13 protein-coding genes and 1 tRNA gene are annotated in these 18,290 nt (G+C 68.8%); 10 read left to right on the top strand and 4 right to left on the bottom strand.

Features of this window, described 5'->3' with window-relative positions; all coding sequences use genetic code 11:
- Nucleotides 1-443: 443 nt before the first annotated feature.
- Nucleotides 444-3,170, bottom strand: coding sequence for a DNA polymerase I (polA, locus tag AQJ84_RS28430; RefSeq protein ID WP_030039488.1), 2,727 nt, complete (start codon nucleotides 3,168-3,170; stop codon nucleotides 444-446).
- A 179-nt stretch (nucleotides 3,171-3,349) separates the two neighbouring features.
- On the opposite strand from polA, the gene AQJ84_RS28425 reads away from it, so the two are divergent.
- From AQJ84_RS28425 to AQJ84_RS28390, 8 genes are all read left to right on the top strand, one after another.
- A complete protein-coding gene (locus AQJ84_RS28425) occupies nucleotides 3,350-5,629 on the top strand; it encodes an FdhF/YdeP family oxidoreductase (RefSeq protein WP_030039487.1) in 2,280 nt (759 codons plus the stop codon).
- A 67-nt stretch (nucleotides 5,630-5,696) separates the two neighbouring features.
- Nucleotides 5,697-6,185, top strand: coding sequence for a PaaI family thioesterase (locus AQJ84_RS28420; protein WP_030039486.1), 489 nt, complete (start codon nucleotides 5,697-5,699; stop codon nucleotides 6,183-6,185).
- Nucleotides 6,186-6,368: 183 nt separating this feature from the next.
- A complete protein-coding gene (locus AQJ84_RS28415) occupies nucleotides 6,369-6,989 on the top strand; it encodes a hypothetical protein (protein WP_051869714.1) in 621 nt (206 codons plus the stop codon).
- A 273-nt stretch (nucleotides 6,990-7,262) separates the two neighbouring features.
- Entirely contained in the window at nucleotides 7,263-8,495 is a 1,233-nt protein-coding gene (locus tag AQJ84_RS28410; RefSeq protein ID WP_030039484.1) for a branched-chain amino acid ABC transporter substrate-binding protein, read from the top strand.
- A 129-nt stretch (nucleotides 8,496-8,624) separates the two neighbouring features.
- The gene (locus AQJ84_RS28405) at nucleotides 8,625-9,554 is read left to right on the top strand and encodes a branched-chain amino acid ABC transporter permease (RefSeq protein WP_053192470.1); all 930 of its coding nucleotides are present in this window, start codon (nucleotides 8,625-8,627) and stop codon (nucleotides 9,552-9,554) included.
- 5 nt (nucleotides 9,555-9,559) lie between these two features.
- On the top strand, nucleotides 9,560-11,350 hold the full coding sequence (locus AQJ84_RS28400) for a branched-chain amino acid ABC transporter permease (protein WP_030039483.1): 1,791 nt from the start codon (nucleotides 9,560-9,562) through the stop codon (nucleotides 11,348-11,350).
- A gap of 5 nt (nucleotides 11,351-11,355) precedes the next feature.
- Nucleotides 11,356-12,216: an ABC transporter ATP-binding protein gene (locus AQJ84_RS28395; protein WP_030039482.1), complete on the top strand. Its 861-nt coding sequence runs from the start codon at nucleotides 11,356-11,358 to the stop codon at nucleotides 12,214-12,216.
- Complete coding sequence (locus AQJ84_RS28390) at nucleotides 12,213-12,929, top strand: ABC transporter ATP-binding protein (RefSeq protein WP_030039481.1); 717 nt, start codon at nucleotides 12,213-12,215, stop codon at nucleotides 12,927-12,929. The genes AQJ84_RS28395 and AQJ84_RS28390 overlap by 4 nt, the downstream gene beginning before the upstream one ends.
- 81 nt (nucleotides 12,930-13,010) lie before the next feature.
- Here AQJ84_RS28390 and AQJ84_RS28385 read toward each other — a convergent pair whose 3' ends face one another.
- Nucleotides 13,011-13,676: an ANTAR domain-containing response regulator gene (locus AQJ84_RS28385; protein WP_030039480.1), complete on the bottom strand. Its 666-nt coding sequence runs from the start codon at nucleotides 13,674-13,676 to the stop codon at nucleotides 13,011-13,013.
- 102 nt (nucleotides 13,677-13,778) lie between these two features.
- Here AQJ84_RS28385 and AQJ84_RS28380 point away from each other — a divergent pair.
- A tRNA-Leu gene (locus AQJ84_RS28380) sits at nucleotides 13,779-13,852 on the top strand.
- Between the two features lie 194 nt (nucleotides 13,853-14,046).
- On the opposite strand, the gene pyk is transcribed toward AQJ84_RS28380, so the two are convergent.
- Nucleotides 14,047-15,477: a pyruvate kinase gene (gene pyk, locus AQJ84_RS28375; protein WP_030039479.1), complete on the bottom strand. Its 1,431-nt coding sequence runs from the start codon at nucleotides 15,475-15,477 to the stop codon at nucleotides 14,047-14,049.
- Nucleotides 15,478-15,621: 144 nt separating this feature from the next.
- Nucleotides 15,622-16,332: an SIMPL domain-containing protein gene (locus AQJ84_RS28370; RefSeq protein WP_030039478.1), complete on the bottom strand. Its 711-nt coding sequence runs from the start codon at nucleotides 16,330-16,332 to the stop codon at nucleotides 15,622-15,624.
- Between the two features lie 139 nt (nucleotides 16,333-16,471).
- Here AQJ84_RS28370 and AQJ84_RS28365 point away from each other — a divergent pair, with 139 nt between their 5' ends.
- Nucleotides 16,472-18,271: a bifunctional metallophosphatase/5'-nucleotidase gene (locus AQJ84_RS28365; RefSeq protein ID WP_030039477.1), complete on the top strand. Its 1,800-nt coding sequence runs from the start codon at nucleotides 16,472-16,474 to the stop codon at nucleotides 18,269-18,271.
- Nucleotides 18,272-18,290: the final 19 nt, after the last annotated feature.

The raw sequence follows: 18,290 nt of genomic DNA, 5'->3' as shown, positions 1-18,290 counted from the left end.
GCACTGGGGGGCGCCTTCGCGGGGGCCACGCGGGTGACGGGTTCGCCCGGGGGTGGGGGGGCCGGAGCGGGGGCGATCGGTGCCCAGGGGTGCGGTGCGGTGACGCCTGCCAGCGTGGCGCGGTACCCCGTGCCACGCGGCAGGAGTGGTGCCCGAAACGCGGTACGCGGCACCCCGGGCCTCGCGGGCGGGAGCGGCGCCTGAAGCGCGGTGCACGCCACCAGGCGCGACGGCACCGGGGCTCGATGGATGTCACCGTGGCTCGATGAGCGGCGCCGGGGCACGAGGGGCGGCGCCGGGACGAGACGGACGGCGCCGAGGGTGCCGGGGAGCGAGGGGTGCCGGGGAGCGAGGGTTTCCGGCAGGCGGAGGTTGCGGACGGGCGGAGGGCCGCTCGTCGCTTCGACAGTGACGAAGCCGGCCCTCCGCGCGGTCGCCGGAGGCTAGTGCGCCGCGGACTCCCAGTCCGGGCCGACGCCCACCGAGACGTCGAGGGGGGCTCGGAGGTGGACGGCGTTGGCCATCTCGTGGCGCAGGAGTTCCTCCGTGGCCGCCCGCTCGCCGGGGGCGATCTCCAGGACGATCTCGTCGTGGACCTGGAGGAGCATGCGGGACTTGAGGTCCGCCGCACGCAGGGCCTTGTCCACGTTCAGCATGGCGATCTTGACGATGTCCGCGGCCGTCCCCTGGATGGGGGCGTTGAGGGCCATCCGCTCGGCCGCCTCGCGACGCTGGCGGTTGTCGCTGTTGAGGTCGGGCAGGTAGCGGCGGCGCCCGAAGAGCGTCGCCGTGTAGCCGGTCGCCCGGGCCTCGTCGACCGCCCGGCGCAGGTAGTCCCGTACGCCGCCGAAGCGCTCGAAGTACGCGTCCATCAGGGCACGCGCCTCGCCCGCCTCGATGTTCAGCTGCTGGGAGAGACCGAACGCCGACAGGCCGTACGCCAGGCCGTACGACATCGCCTTGATCTTGCGGCGCATCTCCGCGTCCACCGCGGTGGGCTCCACCGCGAAGACCTGCGCGGCGGCCGTGGTGTGCAGGTCCTCGCCGGAGGTGAACGCCTCGATCAGGCCCTCGTCCTCCGAGAGGTGGGCCATCACCCGCAGTTCGATCTGGCTGTAGTCGGCCGTCATGAGCGACTCGAAGCCCTCGCCGACCACGAAGCCGCGGCGGATGGCCCGGCCCTCGTCCGTGCGGACCGGGATGTTCTGCAGGTTCGGGTCCGTCGAGGACAGGCGGCCGGTCGCCGCGACCGTCTGGTTGAAGGTCGTGTGGATACGGCCGTCCGTCGCGACAGTCTTGATCAGCCCCTCGACGGTGACGCGCAGCTTGGCCTGCTCACGGTGCCGGAGCATGATCACCGGCAGTTCGTTGTCCGTCTGGGACGCCAGCCACGCGAGCGCGTCGGCGTCGGTCGTGTAGCCGGTCTTGGTCTTCTTCGTCTTGGGCAGGCCCAGCTCGCCAAAGAGGACCTCCTGGAGCTGCTTGGGCGAGCCGAGGTTGAACTCGTGCCCGGCGGCCTCGTGCGCCTCCTTCACCGCCTGCTGGACGGCGCCGGCGAACATCTGCTCCATGGCCTCCAGGTGGGCCCGGTCGGCGGCGATGCCGTGCCGCTCCAGCCGCGCCAGCAGGGCGGACGTGGGCAGCTCCATGTCACGCAGGAGGTCCGCGGCGCCGACTTCCTCGAGACGGCTCTCGAAGGCCCCGCCCAGGTCGAGGATCGTGCGGGCCTGGAGCATCAGGGCCTCGGCCTCGGCCCCGTCGTCCGCGCCGAAGGCCAGCTGACCGTCGGCCGTCGCGGCGGGAGCCAGCTCGCGGTGCAGGTACTCCAGGGACAGCGCGTCCAGATCGAAGGAGCGGCGGCCCGGCTTGACCAGGTAGGCGGCGAGTGCCGTGTCCATGGTGACGCCGGCGACGCTCCAGCCGTGCTCGGCGAGGACCCGCATCGCGCCCTTGGCGTTGTGGAAGATCTTGGGCCGGTCGGCGTCGGCCAGCCAGGCGGCCAGCGCCGTCTCGTCGGCCTCGTCCAGCTGGGACGGGTCGAACCAGGCGGCCTTGCCGTCGGCCGCGGCGAGGGCGATCTCGGCGACCGAGCCGGTGCCGAGCGCCCAGGCGTCGACCGTGGCCACGCCGAGGACCTGCGAGCCGTGCTCGGCGAGCCAGGCGGCCAGCTCGCCGGTGGCGAGCACGGTGCCGTCCAGTTCCACGCCGTCCGTGAGGACCGGGGTCGCCTCCGCCTCCTCGTCGCCCGGGTCGACCGCGAACAGCCGCTCGCGCAGCGAGGGGTTGCGGATCTCCAGGGTGTCGAGAACCATCGCGACCGCCGTGCGGTCGTACGGAGCGCGCTCCAGGTCGGTGACCGCCTTCGGCAGTTCGACGGTGCGCACCATCTCGGTCAGCCGCCGGTTGAGCTTGACGGCCTCCAGGTGGTCGCGGAGGTTCTGGCCGGCCTTGCCCTTGACCTCCTCGACGCGCTCGACCAGCTCCGCGAACGAACCGAACTGGTTGATCCACTTCGCGGCGGTCTTCTCGCCGACGCCCGGGATGCCGGGCAGGTTGTCGGACGGGTCGCCGCGCAGGGCCGCGAAGTCCGGGTACTGCGCGGGCGTCAACCCGTACTTCTCGAGGACCTTCTCCGGGGTGAACCGGGTCAGCTCGGAGACGCCCTTCGTCGGATACAGGACGGTGGTGTGCTCGCTCACCAGCTGGAAGGAGTCACGGTCGCCGGTGACGATGAGCACCTCGAAGCCCTCGGCCTCGGCCTGCGTGGCGAGGGTCGCGATGACGTCGTCCGCCTCGAAGCCGTCGACCGCGAAGCGGTGTGCGTGCATCGCGTCGAGCAGTTCGCCGATCAGCTCGACCTGACCCTTGAACTCGTCCGGGGTCTTGGAGCGGTTCGCCTTGTACTCCGTGAACTCCTCGGAGCGCCAGGTCTTGCGGGACACGTCGAAGGCCACCGCGAAGTGCGTGGGCTCCTCGTCACGCAGGGTGTTGGCCAGCATCGACGCGAAGCCGTAGATCGCGTTCGTCGGCTGGCCCGTCGCGGTCGTGAAGTTCTCCGCGGGCAGCGCGAAGAACGCGCGGTAGGCCAGCGAGTGCCCGTCCATGAGCATCAGGCGCGGACGGCTGCCGCCGGAGGTGTTTGCGGTCGTCTTCGATGCTGTTTCTGCCACGACCCCGATCCTGCCACGCCGCACTGACAGTCGGCCGCCATCGGTGCCCTCGAGGGCTCCCGGGGCTTTCGGGGCCCGCCGCCGGGAGGCCGAAGCACCCGCCCGCGATCGATCGTTGTCACCTGCACGTGCGAGGATCGGAGACGTACTTCACACGTGTACGCGAAGGGGAGCCCGCGATGGCAACGAAGCCGCCCAAGGCAGATCCGGTCCAGGACGCGCCGCAGGTCGCCGAGCCGAAGCACGCCGCCGCGGGCATGCCGGCCATCGGGCACACCCTGCGCATGGCGCAGCAGCAGATGGGCGTGAAGCGCACCGCCCTGACCCTGCTGCGCGTCAACCAGAAGGACGGCTTCGACTGCCCGGGCTGCGCCTGGCCGGAGCCGGAGCACCGGCACGCCGCGGAGTTCTGCGAGAACGGCGCGAAGGCGGTCGCCGAGGAGGCCACCCTGCGCCGGGTCACGCCGGAGTTCTTCGCCGCCCACTCCGTGGCCGACCTCGCGACCAGGAGCGGCTACTGGCTGGGCCAGCAGGGCCGACTGACGCACCCCGTGTACCTCCCCGAAGGGGGAACGCACTACGAGCCCGTGACCTGGGAGCGCGCCTTCGACATCGTCGCGGAGGAGATCACCGCCCTCTCCTCCCCCGACGAGGCCCTCTTCTACACCTCCGGGCGCACCAGCAACGAGGCCGCGTTCCTCTACCAGCTCTTCGCCCGCGAGCTCGGCACGAACAACCTGCCCGACTGTTCCAACATGTGCCACGAGTCCTCCGGCTCCGCCCTGTCGGAGACGATCGGCGTGGGCAAGGGCAGCGTCCTGCTCGAGGACCTCTACAAGGCCGACCTGATCGTCGTCGCCGGCCAGAACCCCGGCACCAACCATCCCCGGATGCTCTCCGCCCTGGAGAAGGCCAAGGCCAACGGCGCGAAGATCATCAGCGTCAACCCGCTGCCCGAGGCCGGCCTGGAGCGTTTCAAGAACCCGCAGACCGCGCAGGGCATGCTCAAGGGCGCCGCGCTCACCGATCTGTTCCTGCAGATCCGCATCGGCGGCGACCAGGCCCTCTTCCGTCTCCTCAACAAGCTCATCCTGCGGACACCGGGCGCGGTCGACGAGGAGTTCGTCCGCGAACACACCCACGGCTACGAGGAATTCGCCGCCGAGGCGCAGGCCGCCGACTGGGACGACACGCTCACCGCGACCGGCCTCACGCGCGCACAGATCGAGGAGGCCCTGGGCATGGTCCTCGCCTCGGAGCGCACCATCGTGTGCTGGGCGATGGGCCTGACCCAGCACAAGCACTCCGTGCCGACCATCCGCGAGGTGGTCAACTTCCTCCTGCTGCGCGGCAACATCGGCCGCCCCGGCGCGGGCGTGTGCCCGGTGCGCGGCCACTCGAACGTGCAGGGCGACCGCACCATGGGCATCTTCGAACGCCCCGCGCCCGCCTTCCTCGACGCCCTGGAGAAGGAGTTCGGGTTCGCCCCGCCGCGCAAGCACGGGTACGACGTCGTACGGGCCATCCGCGCGCTGCGCGACGGCGAGGCGAAGGTCTTCGTCGCCATGGGCGGCAACTTCGTCTCCGCCTCCCCGGACACCGAGGTCACCGAGGCCGCCATGCGGCGCGCCCGGCTGACCGTGCACGTGTCGACGAAGCTCAACCGCTCGCACGCGGTCACGGGCGCGCGTGCCCTGATCCTGCCGACCCTCGGCCGCACCGAGCGCGATCTCCAGGGCGGCGGCGAGCAGTTCGTGACCGTCGAGGACTCCATGGGCATGGTGCACGCCTCCCGCGGCCGTCTGGAACCCGCGAGCGACCGGCTGCTGTCCGAGCCGGCCATCGTGTGCCGTCTGGCCCGCCGGGTGCTCGGCGAGGACAGCAAGGTGCCGTGGGAGGAGTTCGAGAAGGACTACGCCACCATCCGCGACCGCATCGCCCGCGTGGTCCCCGGCTTCGAGGACTTCAACGCGCGCGTCGCCCACCCCGGCGGCTTCGCCCTCCCGCACGCCCCGCGCGACGAACGCCGCTTCCCCACGGCCACCGGCAAGGCCAACTTCACCGCCGCGCCGGTGGAGTACCCCGAGCTGCCCGAGGGCCGTCTGCTGCTGCAGACGCTGCGCTCGCACGACCAGTACAACACCACGATCTACGGTCTCGACGACCGCTACCGGGGCATCAGGAACGGCCGCCGCGTGGTGCTGGTGAACCCCGAGGACGCGCGGACGCTGGGGGTCGCCGACGGGTCGTACGTCGACCTCGTCGGCGAGTGGAAGGACGGGGTCGAGCGGCGGGCGCCCGGGTTCCGGGTCGTGCACTACCCGACGGCGCGGGGATGCGCGGCCGCCTACTACCCCGAGACCAACGTGCTCGTCCCCCTGGACGCCACCGCCGACACCAGCAACACCCCGGCCAGCAAGTCCGTGGTCGTACGTCTGGAACAATCGGCAACCGACTGAGCGTTCGCTCAGCCAGTAGGTAGCCGTACGCAAGCCGTACCGACCACGACGAACGGAGCCGGGCGCCATGGGCGAGCAGCAGCACGTGAAGTTCCCGCAGGAGATCATCGACGAGTACGCCGCCCTCGGTGTGGATCTGCCGGCGCTGTTCTCGGCGGGGCACCTCGGGTCGCGGATGGGCGTACAGATCGTGGAGGCGTCGGCGGACCGCGTCGTCGGGACCATGCCGGTCGAGGGAAACACCCAGCCGTACGGCCTGCTGCACGGCGGGGCGTCCGCCGTGCTCGCCGAGACGCTCGGCTCGGTGGGCTCCATGCTGCACGGCGGCAGCTCGAAGATCGCGGTCGGGGTCGACCTCAACTGCACGCATCACCGAGGAGCCCGCTCGGGGCTCGTGACCGGCGTCGCCACTCCGGTGCATCAGGGCCGGACCACCGCCACGTACGAGATCGTGATCAGTGACGAGGCCGGGCGGCGGGTCTGCACCGCGCGGCTGACCTGCCTGCTGCGCGACGCCTCACCGCAGGACGAGACCAGGATGCGCACCGCCGGCTGACCACGCGGGACCGTCGGCGCCGGGAAGCTCACCGCGACCCGACGCCGGCAGAGCGCACGCGCCCCCTGACCGGCCGAGCCCCTCTGCCCACCAGCACCCCGAGACACCCACCGCACGCACCGACCCCAACCCCCACCGCTCAACGGCGAGCCCCCGGTACCGTTCCCCCATGAGGCCGCCGCCATGACCGGCACCGGACCCGTCGAACCCGTCAACTCCTCGGAGACGGGCGAGAGTCACGACGTCATCGGCGTCGACTCACCCCGCCCCACGGACCGCCTGCGCGAACGCTGGAGCGCCCTGCCGCCACGCACCCGCACCGCCGCGCTCCTCGCCCTCCTGACCGCCGCCGTGGCGACCGGGGTCCTCCTCGCGCCCCACCACCACCGCACCGAACGGCCCGAGCCCGCCCCTTGGCCCGCCAACGTCACCGCGTGGCACTATCTGGGACCGGTCTCTCCCCCCAACTCCCCCGCGTTCGCGGGCCGTTTCCGCTTCGCGGTCACCGTCGGCAAAGGCCCGCCCGTCACCCTGGAGGTCACCGGCGCCTCCTCCCCCGGCCTGCGCGCCCGCGCCCTGCCCGAACCGGACTTCACCGTGCGCCCCGGAACACCCCGCCGGATCACGGTGCAGATATCGGTTTCCCACTGTTCGGGTCTGCCCCTGAATGCCGATCTCCCCTTTCTCGACGTAACGCTGCGTAACACACGCGCAATACAGCGCCACAGCTTCATCTTCGGCGGCGCTTTCTCCCGGGACCTTTCCGAGCTCCTCCACGCGGCCTGCGCCCCGACCAGCTCATGACAAGCCCCACTGCCAAGCGGAAGTGCGGGTTCTCAGAATGCGGACCGAGCGGATATTCCGCCAAACCGGCCGAGAGCACCCCTCCGGGAAGCGATCCCTCCATCACGTCATAACAAGAAAGTCACAAGGAAGCGCGCAGCGATGCCCCTGGCCACAGACCGGGCTTAGAGTCACGGCCAGTCACCGCTCCATCGGGAGTTCGGTACCAGCGCGGCACCCTCGCCCCCACAGGGGCATCCGTGCCTGCGGAAAGGACTGATTGTGCGACGTTCCATGGTGATACTTACCTCCGTCCTCGCGACTGGAGCTCTGACGCTCACCGCCTGCGGCTCCCGAGACGACAACGGCGGCGGCGACAGTGGCGACAACGGGGACAGCAAAACCCTGACGATCGGCGTGGACGCCCCGCTCTCGGGCGAGAACTCCACCACGGGCCTCGGCATCCAGTACGGCGCCCAGATCGCCGTCGACGACGCCAACAAGAACAAGCTCGTCCCGGGCGTCACCTTCAAGCTGAAGGCCCTGGACGACAAGGCGCAGCCCGCCACCGGCCAGTCGAACGCCACGTCCATCACGGGCGACAAGACCGCCGTCGGCGCCGTCGGCCCGCTGAACTCCGGCGTCGCCCAGACCATGCAGCAGGTCTTCGCCTCGGCCAACATGGTCCAGATCTCCCCCGCGAACACCAACCCCGAGCTGACGCAGGGCAAGAACTGGCAGACGGACAAGAAGCGGCCGTACAAGACGTACTTCCGCACCGCCACCACCGACGAACTGCAGGGCAGCTTCGCCGCCGGCTACGCCTACAACAAGCTCAAGAAGAAGAAGGTCTTCGTCGTAGACGACAAGCAGACCTACGGCGCCGGCCTGGCCAAGATCTTCGCCGAGCAGTTCAAGAAGGTGGGCGGAAAGGTCGTCCAGACCGACCACGTCAACACCGGCACGAAGGACTTCGGCTCCCTCGTCACCAAGATCAAGAACTCCGGCGCCGACCTGCTCTACTACGGCGGCCAGTACGACGAGTCCGCGCTGATCACCAAGCAGCTCAAGGACGCCGGCGTCAAGATCCCGCTCTTCGGCGGCGACGGCATGTTCGCCTCCACCTACATCGAGGCCGCGGGCGCCTCCTCCGAGGGCGACCTCGTCACCGCCATCGGTGTCCCCGCCGACACCCTGCCGGCCGCCAAGACCTTCATCGAGACCTACAAGGCCAAGGGCTACAAGGGTGACTACGGCGCCTACGGTGCCTACGCCTACGACGCCACCACCGCCATCATCAAGGCCGTGAAGGCCGCCGTGGACGCCAACGACGGCAAGGTCCCCAGCGACATCAACGCCCTGCGCTCCACCGTCGTCGACGAGGTCCAGAAGTCCGACTTCGAAGGCCTCACCGGCAAGGTCGCCTTCGACCAGTACGGCGACACCACCAACAAGCAGCTGACGGTCTACCAGGTCGAAAAGGGCGAGTGGAAGGCTGTCGAGACCGGCACCGCCGAGCTCAACTGACCCACCCCCAGCACACCTCACCACGGGCTGCGCGGAAGGAGGATCCCGACCGCGCGGCCCGTTTCCACACCCAGACCACCCCGGCACGCATCCAGTGCACACGACCACCAGCGACATGGAGGCCACGCGGTGAACACCCTGCCGCAGCAGCTGGCCAACGGGCTGCTCCTAGGCTCGATGTACGGGCTGATCGCCATCGGCTACACGATGGTGTACGGCATCGTCCAGCTCATCAACTTCGCGCACGGCGAGATCTTCATGACCGGGGCCTTCGGCGCCCTCACGGTCTACTTCTACATCCTCCCCGACGGCACGGCGATGGCCGTAGCCGTCCCCCTGATGCTGATAGGCGGCGGCATCGTCGCCATCCTCATCGCCGTCGGAGCGGAACGGTTCGCCTACCGACCACTGCGCGGAGCACCACGGCTAGCACCACTCATCACCGCGATCGGCCTCTCCCTCGCGCTCCAGGAGGTCGTGCGCAACTTCTACCCCGACGCCGACCGCGCCCGCGCCTTCCCCGGCCTCGACACCACCCACGACATCGGCTCCGTCACCATCAAGGACGCCGACATCTTCCTCGTGGTCGCCGCCATCGTGTGCATGTCCGCCCTCGCCTTCTTCGTCCGCAAGAGCCGCACCGGCCGCGCCATGCAGGCCACCGCCCAGGACCCGGACACGGCGCAGCTCATGGGCATCGACACCAACCGCATCATCGTCATCGCCTTCGCCATCGGCGGCTTCTTCGCCGCCGTGGCCGCCGTCGCCTACGGCCTCAAGTACGGCAACATCGACTACCGCATGGGCTTCCTGATGGGCCTCAAGGCCTTCACCGCCGCGGTCCTCGGTGGCATCGGCAACATCTACGGCGCCATGCTGGGCGGCCTCGTCCTCGGCGTCGCCGAAACCCTCGCCTCCGCCTACATCGACGGGATCCCCGGCATGCAGCAGCTCGGCGGCCAGGGCTGGTCCGACGTGTGGGCCTTCGCCCTCCTCATCCTCGTCCTCCTGCTGAGGCCACAAGGCCTGCTCGGCGAACGCGTCGCGGACAGGGCGTGATCACGATGACCGACACCACCAAGACGCAGCCCGCCACCCGCGGCCTCATCCCACTCCCCGAAGCCGCCGCCCGCGGCCTCCTCCTCGCCGGCGGCATAGCCACCGCCGCCTCCGCGTTCCTCGCCTGGACCTGGACCTCCGCGTTCCCCGGCGACCTCACCATCAACGGCTACCCCGGCGGCCTGCAGTGGCTCACCTTCACCGCAGGCCTCCTCACCACCCTCTTCGCCCTCGCCCTCTACGGCGTCCGCGGCCTCGGCTGGCTCCTGCCCGCCCGTAACAACGCCCCGCTCGCCCTCACCGCCCTCGGCGGCTTCGGCACCACGTGGTTCACCGTCATCGCCATCAGCAACAAACTCGGCGGCGTCGTCAACCTCGAACCCGGCGGCTGGATCGCGGCCATCGCCTCCCTGCTGCCCGTCATCGGCGCCTTCGCCCTCCACCAACAGGGCGTCGGCGAAGGCAGCGTCAAGGAATCCATCAAGGCGTACCTCACCAAGCCCGACTCCATCCCCGCCGCCCAGCCCCTCACACCCTGGCTGGAACGCGCCGTCATCACCCTCGTCACGATCCTCGGCCTCGGCGTCTTCACCTACGGCATCGACACCGAGTACGGCGAACTCTTCATCGGCTACCTCATCGTCGTCGCGTTCTCCCTCTGGGCCCTGAACACCGCCGGCCTCAACGACCGGTTCTCCCGCCTCGTCGCCCACAACCGCAGCTTCACGCTCGCCATGGGCTTCCTCGCGGCCATCGCGTTCCCCTTCACCCAGACCGACGACCACTACGCCAACATCGGCGTCAACATCCTGATCTTCGGGACCGTCGCCCTCGGCCTCAACATCGTCGTCGGCCTCGCCGGCCTCCTCGACCTCGGATACGTCGCCTTCCTCGGCGTCGGCGCCTACACCGCCGCCCTCGTCTCCGGCTCCGAGTTCTCCCGCTTCTCCGGCGTCCAGTTCCCCTTCTGGGCCGCCGCCCTCACCGGCGCCGCCGCATCCCTCATCTTCGGCGTCCTCATCGGCGCCCCCACCCTGCGGCTGCGCGGCGACTACCTCGCCATCGTCACCCTCGGCTTCGGTGAGATCTTCCGCATCGCCGTCAACAACATGGACGGCGACTCCGGCCCGGACATCACCAACGGCCCCAACGGCATCCCCTCCATCCCGGACCTCAACTTCTTCGGGTTCAACCTCGGCCAGTCGCACGACATCGGCGGCTTCACCCTCGGCCGCTTCGCCAACTACTACCTGCTGATGGTCCTGATCATGGCGATCGTCGTCCTGGTCTACACCCGCGCCGCCGACTCCCGCATCGGCCGCTCCTGGATCGCCATCCGCGAAGACGAGACCGCCGCCACCGCCATGGGCATCAACGGCTTCCGCGTCAAGCTCATCGCCTTCGCCCTCGGCGCCTCCCTCGCCGGCCTCGCCGGCACCGTCAGCGCCCACGTCACCTACAGCGTCGTCCCCACGCCCTACCAGTTCGCGGGATCGACACCCCCCAACTCGGCGTTCCTCCTGGCCGCCGTCGTCCTCGGCGGCATGGGCACCGTCGCCGGCCCCATCCTCGGCGCCGCCCTGCTCTACCTCCTGCCCGAGAAGCTCGTCTTCCTCCAGGACAAGTCGCTGCTCGCCTTCGGTATCGCGCTCATCCTCCTGATGCGCTTCCGCCCCGAGGGCATCATCGCCAACCGCCGCCAACAACTCGAGTTCCACGAAACCGGCCAACTCGCCGTACCAGAACAGACAACACTGACCGACGAACCGGCCACCGCGACCAAGGCGGGGGCGTGAGCACCATGACCACACCTGTACTCGAAGCCCGCAACGTCACCATGCGCTTCGGCGGCCTCACCGCCGTACGGTCCGTCGACTTCACGGTGAACTCCGGCGAGATCGTCGGCCTCATCGGACCCAACGGCGCCGGCAAGACGACCTTCTTCAACTGCCTCACCGGCCTGTACGTCCCCACGGAAGGCACCGTCTCCTACAAGGGCACGGTCCTGCCGCCCAAGCCCCACCTCGTCACCCAGGCCGGCATCGCCCGCACCTTCCAGAACATCCGGCTCTTCGCCAACATGACCGTCCTGGAAAACGTCCTCGTCGGCCGCCACACCCGCACCAAGGAAGGCCTGTGGTCCGCACTCCTGCGCGGCCCCGGCTTCAAGAAGGCGGAGAAGGCCAGCGAGGAACGGGCCATGGAACTCCTCGAGTTCATCGGCCTCGCCCACAAGCGCGACCATCTCGCACGCAACCTCCCCTACGGCGAACAGCGCAAGCTGGAGATCGCCCGGGCCATGGCCTCCGAACCCGGACTGCTTCTCCTCGACGAGCCGACCGCCGGCATGAACCCCCAGGAGACGCGCGCCACCGAAGAGCTGGTCTTCGCCATCCGCGACAAGGGCATCGCCGTCCTCCTCATTGAGCACGACATGCGCTTCGTCTTCAACCTGAGCGACCGGGTCGCCGTCCTCGTCCAGGGCGAGAAGCTCGTCGAAGGCACCTCCGAGGTCGTCCAGGCCGACGAGCGTGTCATCGCCGCGTACCTCGGCGAACCGTTCGAAGGCGAACCGGGCGAAGCCGAAGCCGCGGAAGTCGCCGCGGCCGAAGCGGAGGCCGCGGCGCCCAGCACCACCAGCACCAAGGGAGAAGGCCAGTGACCGCACTGCTCGAGGTCGAGGACCTCCGGGTCTCCTACGGCAAGATCGAAGCCGTCAAGGGCATCTCCTTCAGCGTCGAAGCCGGCCAGGTCGTCACCCTCATCGGCACCAACGGCGCCGGCAAGACCACCACCCTGCGCACCCTCTCGGGGCTCCTCAAGCCGACCTCCGGAAAGATCATCTTCGACGGCAAGCCGCTCTCCGGCGTCCCCGCCCACAAGATCGTCGCGCTCGGACTGGCCCACTCCCCCGAAGGCCGCCACATCTTCCCCCGCCTCACCATCGCCGAGAACCTCCAACTCGGCGCGTTCCTGAGGAAGGACAAGGAAGGCATCGAGAAGGACGTCCAACGCGCCTACGACCTCTTCCCCATCCTGGGCGAACGCAGGAAGCAGGCCGCGGGAACCCTCTCCGGCGGCGAGCAGCAGATGCTCGCCATGGGCCGCGCGCTCATGTCCCAGCCGAAGCTCCTGATGCTGGACGAGCCCTCCATGGGTCTGTCCCCCATCATGATGCAGAAGATCATGGCGACCATCGCCGAACTCAAGTCCCAGGGCACGACGATCCTCCTCGTCGAACAGAACGCCCAGGCCGCGCTGTCACTCGCCGACCAGGGACACGTCATGGAGGTCGGCAACATCGTCATCTCCGGCACCGGACAGGACCTGCTGCACGACGAGTCCGTCCGCAAGGCGTACCTGGGCGAGGACTAGGACACGCCTGACTCCACACGAAGAGGCCCGCGCCCCCGGTACAGATCGGGGACGCGGGCCTCTTCGTGACTACACGCCGTCCTACTTGCCGTTCGCCTTGCCGTTCTTCTTCTCGTCGGCGTCCTGGATGACCGCCTCGGCGACCTGCTGCATCGACATCCGACGATCCATCGACGTCTTCTGGATCCACCGGAACGCGGCGGGCTCGGTCAGCCCGTACTCCGTCTGCAGGATCGACTTCGCACGGTCCACCAGCTTGCGGGTCTCCAGACGCAGGGTGAGATCCGCGATCTCGTTCTCCAGCTCACGCAGCTCCGTGAACCGGGACACGGCCATCTCGATCGCCGGCACGACGTCACTCTTGCTGAACGGCTTCACCAGATACGCCATCGCACCGGCGTCCCTCGCCCGCTCCACGAGGTCGCGCTGCGAGAACGCGGTCAGCATCAGCACCGGGGCGATCCGCTCCTCGGCGATCTTCTCCGCCGCCGAGATCCCGTCCAGCTTGGGCATCTTCACGTCGAGGATCACGAGGTCGGGCTTGTGCTCGCGGGCGAGTTCGACGGCCTGCTCACCGTCACCGGCCTCGCCGACCACGGAGTAGCCCTCTTCCTCCAGCATCTCTTTGAGGTCGAGGCGGATCAGAGCCTCGTCCTCGGCGATGACGACGCGGGTCGTCAGCGGAGGCACGTGCGACTTGTCGTCGTCGGGCGCGTCTACGGGCTGGGGCGACTCGGGGGCGGTCACGGGGGCTCCTTGGTACGGGGCAGGTCACTGCTTGCCCTGAGCCTACCTAGCTCCTGTATGTTTGATGCACCGAGGGGATAGACTAACCTTCGGTTCGAAGAGGCTCCGGTAGTCCAATCGGCAGAGACGATACCCTCAAAAGGTATTCAGTGTGGGTTCGAGTCCCACCCGGGGCACTTAACCTTCGATTCGAAGGAGCCCAATCAGAAGCGGATGTTCCCGTTCTCATGAACATCCGCTCGCCATCCGCTCCTGGCGATCACGTATCGAGCCGGCGATGGCTGCGACCCCTTCAACGTCTCCGTCGCCCGCAAAGCCTTCGTAGCCCTCATGGGCACCCCCGTGGGACCCAAGCACTGACCGAACCGGATTACTTGTCGTCCTCCCCGATGTGGTGCACCCGGACCAGGTTCGTCGAGCCCGGGACGCCCGGCGGGGAGCCCGCCGTGATGACGACGATGTCGCCCGGCTCGCAGCGGCCGTACTTGAGCAGCAGTTCGTCGACCTGGTCGACCATCGCGTCTGTCGAGTCCATCTGCGGTCCCAGGAAGGTCTCCACGCCCCAGGTGAGGCTGAGCTGGGAGCGGGTGGCCTGCAGGGGGGTGAAGGCGAGCAGGGGGATGGGTGAGCGGTAGCGGGAGAGGCGGCGGACCGTGTCGCCCGACTGGGTGAAGGCGACGAGGAACCTGGCGCCGAGGAAGTCGCCCATCTCCGCTGCCGCTCGGGCGACCGCGCCGCCCTGGGTGCGGGGTTTGTTGCGTTCGGTGAGCGGGGGCAGGCCCTTGGCGAGGATGTCCTCTTCGGCCGCTTCGACGATCTTGGCCATGGTGCGGACGGTCTCGACGGGGTATTTGCCGACGCTTGTCTCCCCGGACAGCATCACCGCGTCCGTGCCGTCGATCACGGCGTTCGCGACGTCCGAGGCCTCGGCGCGGGTGGGGCGGGAGTTCTCGATCATCGAGTCGAGCATCTGGGTGGCGACGATGACCGGCTTGGCGTTGCGCTTCGCCAGCTTGATCGCGCGCTTTTGGACGAGGGGGACCTGTTCGAGGGGCATCTCGACGCCGAGGTCGCCGCGGGCGACCATGATGCCGTCGAAGGCGGCGACGATGTCGTCGATGGCGTCGACGGCCTGGGGTTTCTCCACTTTGGCGATGACGGGGAGGCGGCGGCCTTCCTCGTCCATGACGCGGTGGACGTCCTCGATGTCGCGGCCGCTGCGGACGAAGGACAGGGCGATGACGTCGAAGCCGGTGCGCAGGGCCCAGCGGAGGTCGGCGACGTCCTTGTCGGAGAGGGCGGGGACGGAGACGGCGACGCCGGGGAGGTTCAGTCCTTTGTGGTCGGAGATCATGCCGCCTTCGACCACGGTGGTGTGGACGCGGGGGCCGTCGACGGCGGTGACTTCGAGGCTGACCTTGCCGTCGTCGACGAGGATGCGTTCGCCGGGGGTGACGTCGGTGGCGAGGCCGGCGTAGGTGGTGGCGCAGGTGTGGCGGTCGCCTTCGGTGTCCTGTTCGACGGTGATGGTGAAGGTGTCGCCGCGTTCAAGGAGTACGGGGCCTTCGGTGAAGTGGCCGAGGCGGATCTTCGGGCCTTGAAGGTCGGCGAGGAGGCCGACACTGCGGCCGGTTTCGTCGGAGGCCTTGCGTACGCGGTGGTAGCGCTCCTCGTGCTCGGCGTGGGTGCCGTGGCTGAGGTTGAATCGGGCGATGTCCATTCCGGCGTCGACCAGGGCTTTGATCTGGTCGTACGAGTCGGTGGCGGGGCCCAGGGTGCAGACGATTTTCGCTCGGCGCATGAGGCGACCTTAGGGCTTACCGGTGGGTAGAGAATTGGTCGGGCGTGACGACGCAACGACCTTTGGGTGACGCGCTATTGACAAGTGTTGAATTGTGCGCCTGAGTGCTCTGATGAGCAATCGGAGTGACCAGACGCCTTCTGTTCACAGTTGGGGTGGTGCCATGGTGAAGCGGGCGTTGACCTGGGCGTGGACGCGTTGGCGTTGGGGTTCGAGGTCGAGGGGGGCGGCGGCGGTGGCCTCGGCGCCGTAGGCGGCGGAGCGCATGCGGCTGCCGGCGGCGGTGGGGTAGGCCGGTGGGGTGTTCTCGGCGCCGATGTCGGCGAGTTCGACCAGGGCGGCCAGGGTGGTGCCGAGCGCCTCGGCGTATTCCCTGGCGCGTTGCACGGCTTCGCGTACGGCCTGCTGGCGGGCCTGCCGGTGGGCGGGTGAGTCGGGGCGCAGGGCCCACCAGGGGCCGTCGACTCGGGTGAGGTCGAGGTCGGCCAGGCGGGTGGTGAGTTCACCGAGTGCGGTGAAGTCGGTGAGCTCGGCGGTGATGTGGACGCGGCCGTGGTAGGCGTGGATGCGTTCGCCGCGGCCTTCCTTGAGTTGTGGGGTGATGGAGAAGGAGCCGGTCTCCAGTCGTTCGACCGCGTCGCCGTAGGTCTTGATGAGGTCGAGGGCGGTGGTGTTGCGGCGGGTGAGGTCGTCGAGGGCGGTGCGGCGGTCCTTGCCGCGGGAGGCGACGGTGACGCCGATGCGGGCGATCTCGGGGTCGACTTCGAGTCGTGCTTCGCCGCGGACGGCGATGCGGGGCGCGTCGGGGGTGCCGTAGGGCACGGCGGGTGAGGGCTCCTCCGTTGGGGTGGTCATACGCCCCACTCTGTCACTGGTTGGCTGTCTGTGGGCCCCTGGCGGTCATCAGATCGAAACCTGCGGGGGCTATTGCGCTACGGCATGCACGGGTCAGAATCTACGCGCGTTGTTGACCTTTCCCCGAGGAGTAGCAGACATGCCGTTGAACCGCCGGAAGTTCCTGAAGAAGTCGGCTGTGACCGGGGCGGGAGTCGCGCTGGCCGGTGCCGCGGCTCCGGCGGCTGAGGCTGCGGAGGCGAGGAAGGGCCGGCCCGCGAAGCGGTACTCCCTGACGGTGATGGGCACCACCGACCTGCACGGTCACATCTTCAACTGGGACTACTTCAAGGACGCGGAGTACACGGACGCCGCCGGCAACGCGCAGGGGCTGTCGCGGGTGTCGACTCTGGTGAACCAGGTCCGTGCGGAGAAGGGCCGCCGGAACACGCTGCTGCTGGACGCGGGTGACACGATCCAGGGCACTCCGCTGACGTACTACTACGCGAAGGTCGACCCGATCACCGCCAAGGGTGGTCCGGTGCACCCGATGGCGGCGGCGATGAACGCCATCGGCTATGACGCGGTGGCGCTGGGCAACCACGAGTTCAACTACGGCATCGAGACGTTGCGCAAGTTCGAGGAGCAGTGTGACTTCCCGCTGCTGGGTGCGAACGCGCTGGACGCGAAGACGTTGAAGCCGGCGTTTCCTCCGTACTTCATGAAGACGTTCCACGTGAAGGGGGCGCCGCCGGTGAGGGTGGCGGTGCTGGGTTTGACGAACCCGGGTATCGCGATCTGGGACAAGGCTTATGTGCAGGGCAGGTTGACCTTCCCGGGGCTGGAGGAGCAGGCGGCGAAGTGGGTGCCGAAGCTGCGGTCCATGGGTGCGGACGTCGTCGTGGTGTCGGCGCACTCGGGTTCTTCGGGTACGTCGTCGTACGGTGACCAGTTGCCGTACGTGGAGAACTCGGCGGCGCTGGTGGCGCAGCAGGTGCCGGGGATCGACGCGATTCTGGTGGGGCACGCGCATGTGGAGATCCCCGAGTTGCTGGTGACGAACGAGAAGACCGGCAGGAAGGTCGTGCTGTCGGAGCCGCTGGCCTATGCGGAGCGGCTGTCTCTGTTCGACTTCGAGCTGGTCTTCGACAAGGGCCGCTGGTCGGTCGAGTCGGTGAAGGCGTCGGTGCGGAACTCGAACACGGTGGCCGACGACCCGAAGATCACCAAGCTGCTGAAGGACGACCACGACATCGTGGTGGCGTACGTCAACCAGGTGGTCGGTACGGCGACCGAGGGGCTGACGACGGTGGAGGCGCGGTACAAGGACGCGCCGATCATCGACCTGATCACGAAGGTGCAGGAGGACGTGGTCAGGGCGGCGCTGGCGGGTACGGAGTACGCGTCGGTGCCGGTGATCGCGCAGGCGTCGCCGTTCTCGCGGACGTCGGCGATCCCGGCCGGCGATGTGACGATCCGGGATCTGTCGAGCTTGTACGTGTACGACAACACGCTGGTCGCGAAGCTGATGACGGGTGCGCAGATCAAGGCGTACCTGGAGTACTCGGCGCAGTACTTCGTGCAGACAGCGGCGGGCGCGGCGGTCGACGTGGAGAAGCTGACCAACGCGGGTGGCCGGCCGGACTACAACTACGACTACGTGTCGGGGCTGACGTACGAGATCGACATCGCCGAGCCGGCGGGTTCGCGGATCAGGAACCTGTCGTACGGGGGTGTCGCGCTGGATGACGCCCAGAAGTTCGTGCTGGCGGTGAACAACTACCGGGCCAACGGTGGTGGGGCGTTCCCGCATGTGGCTTCGGCGACGGAGTTGTGGTCGGAGTCGACGGAGATCCGGACCCGGATCGCGGAGTGGGTGACGGCGAAGGGTGTGCTGGACCCGAAGGACTTCGCGTCGGTGGACTGGAAGCTGACGCGGGGTGGCACGCCGGTCTTCTAGCGGCTCGAGCGGGTTCGTT

This window comes from Streptomyces resistomycificus, from assembly GCF_001514265.1.
Lineage (GTDB): Bacteria > Actinomycetota > Actinomycetes > Streptomycetales > Streptomycetaceae > Streptomyces > Streptomyces resistomycificus.
The sequence above is the reverse complement of the archived record's forward strand: the minus strand, read 5'-3'. Positions and strand labels throughout refer to the sequence as shown.

What these genes read in the sequence shown, in the direction of transcription:
- AQJ84_RS28425 (WP_030039487.1), top strand. Translation starts at nt 3,350, where the DNA reads ATGGCAACGAAGCCGCCCAAGGCAGATCCGGTCCAGGACGCGCCGCAG.
- AQJ84_RS28420 (WP_030039486.1), top strand. Translation starts at nt 5,697, where the DNA reads ATGGGCGAGCAGCAGCACGTGAAGTTCCCGCAGGAGATCATCGACGAG.
- AQJ84_RS28415 (WP_051869714.1), top strand. Translation starts at nt 6,369, where the DNA reads ATGACCGGCACCGGACCCGTCGAACCCGTCAACTCCTCGGAGACGGGC.
- AQJ84_RS28410 (WP_030039484.1), top strand. Translation starts at nt 7,263, where the DNA reads ATGGTGATACTTACCTCCGTCCTCGCGACTGGAGCTCTGACGCTCACC.
- AQJ84_RS28400 (WP_030039483.1), top strand. Translation starts at nt 9,560, where the DNA reads ATGACCGACACCACCAAGACGCAGCCCGCCACCCGCGGCCTCATCCCA.
- AQJ84_RS28395 (WP_030039482.1), top strand. Translation starts at nt 11,356, where the DNA reads ATGACCACACCTGTACTCGAAGCCCGCAACGTCACCATGCGCTTCGGC.
- pyk (WP_030039479.1), bottom strand. Translation starts at nt 15,477, where the DNA reads ATGCGCCGAGCGAAAATCGTCTGCACCCTGGGCCCCGCCACCGACTCG.
- AQJ84_RS28370 (WP_030039478.1), bottom strand. Translation starts at nt 16,332, where the DNA reads ATGACCACCCCAACGGAGGAGCCCTCACCCGCCGTGCCCTACGGCACC.
- AQJ84_RS28365 (WP_030039477.1), top strand. Translation starts at nt 16,472, where the DNA reads ATGCCGTTGAACCGCCGGAAGTTCCTGAAGAAGTCGGCTGTGACCGGG.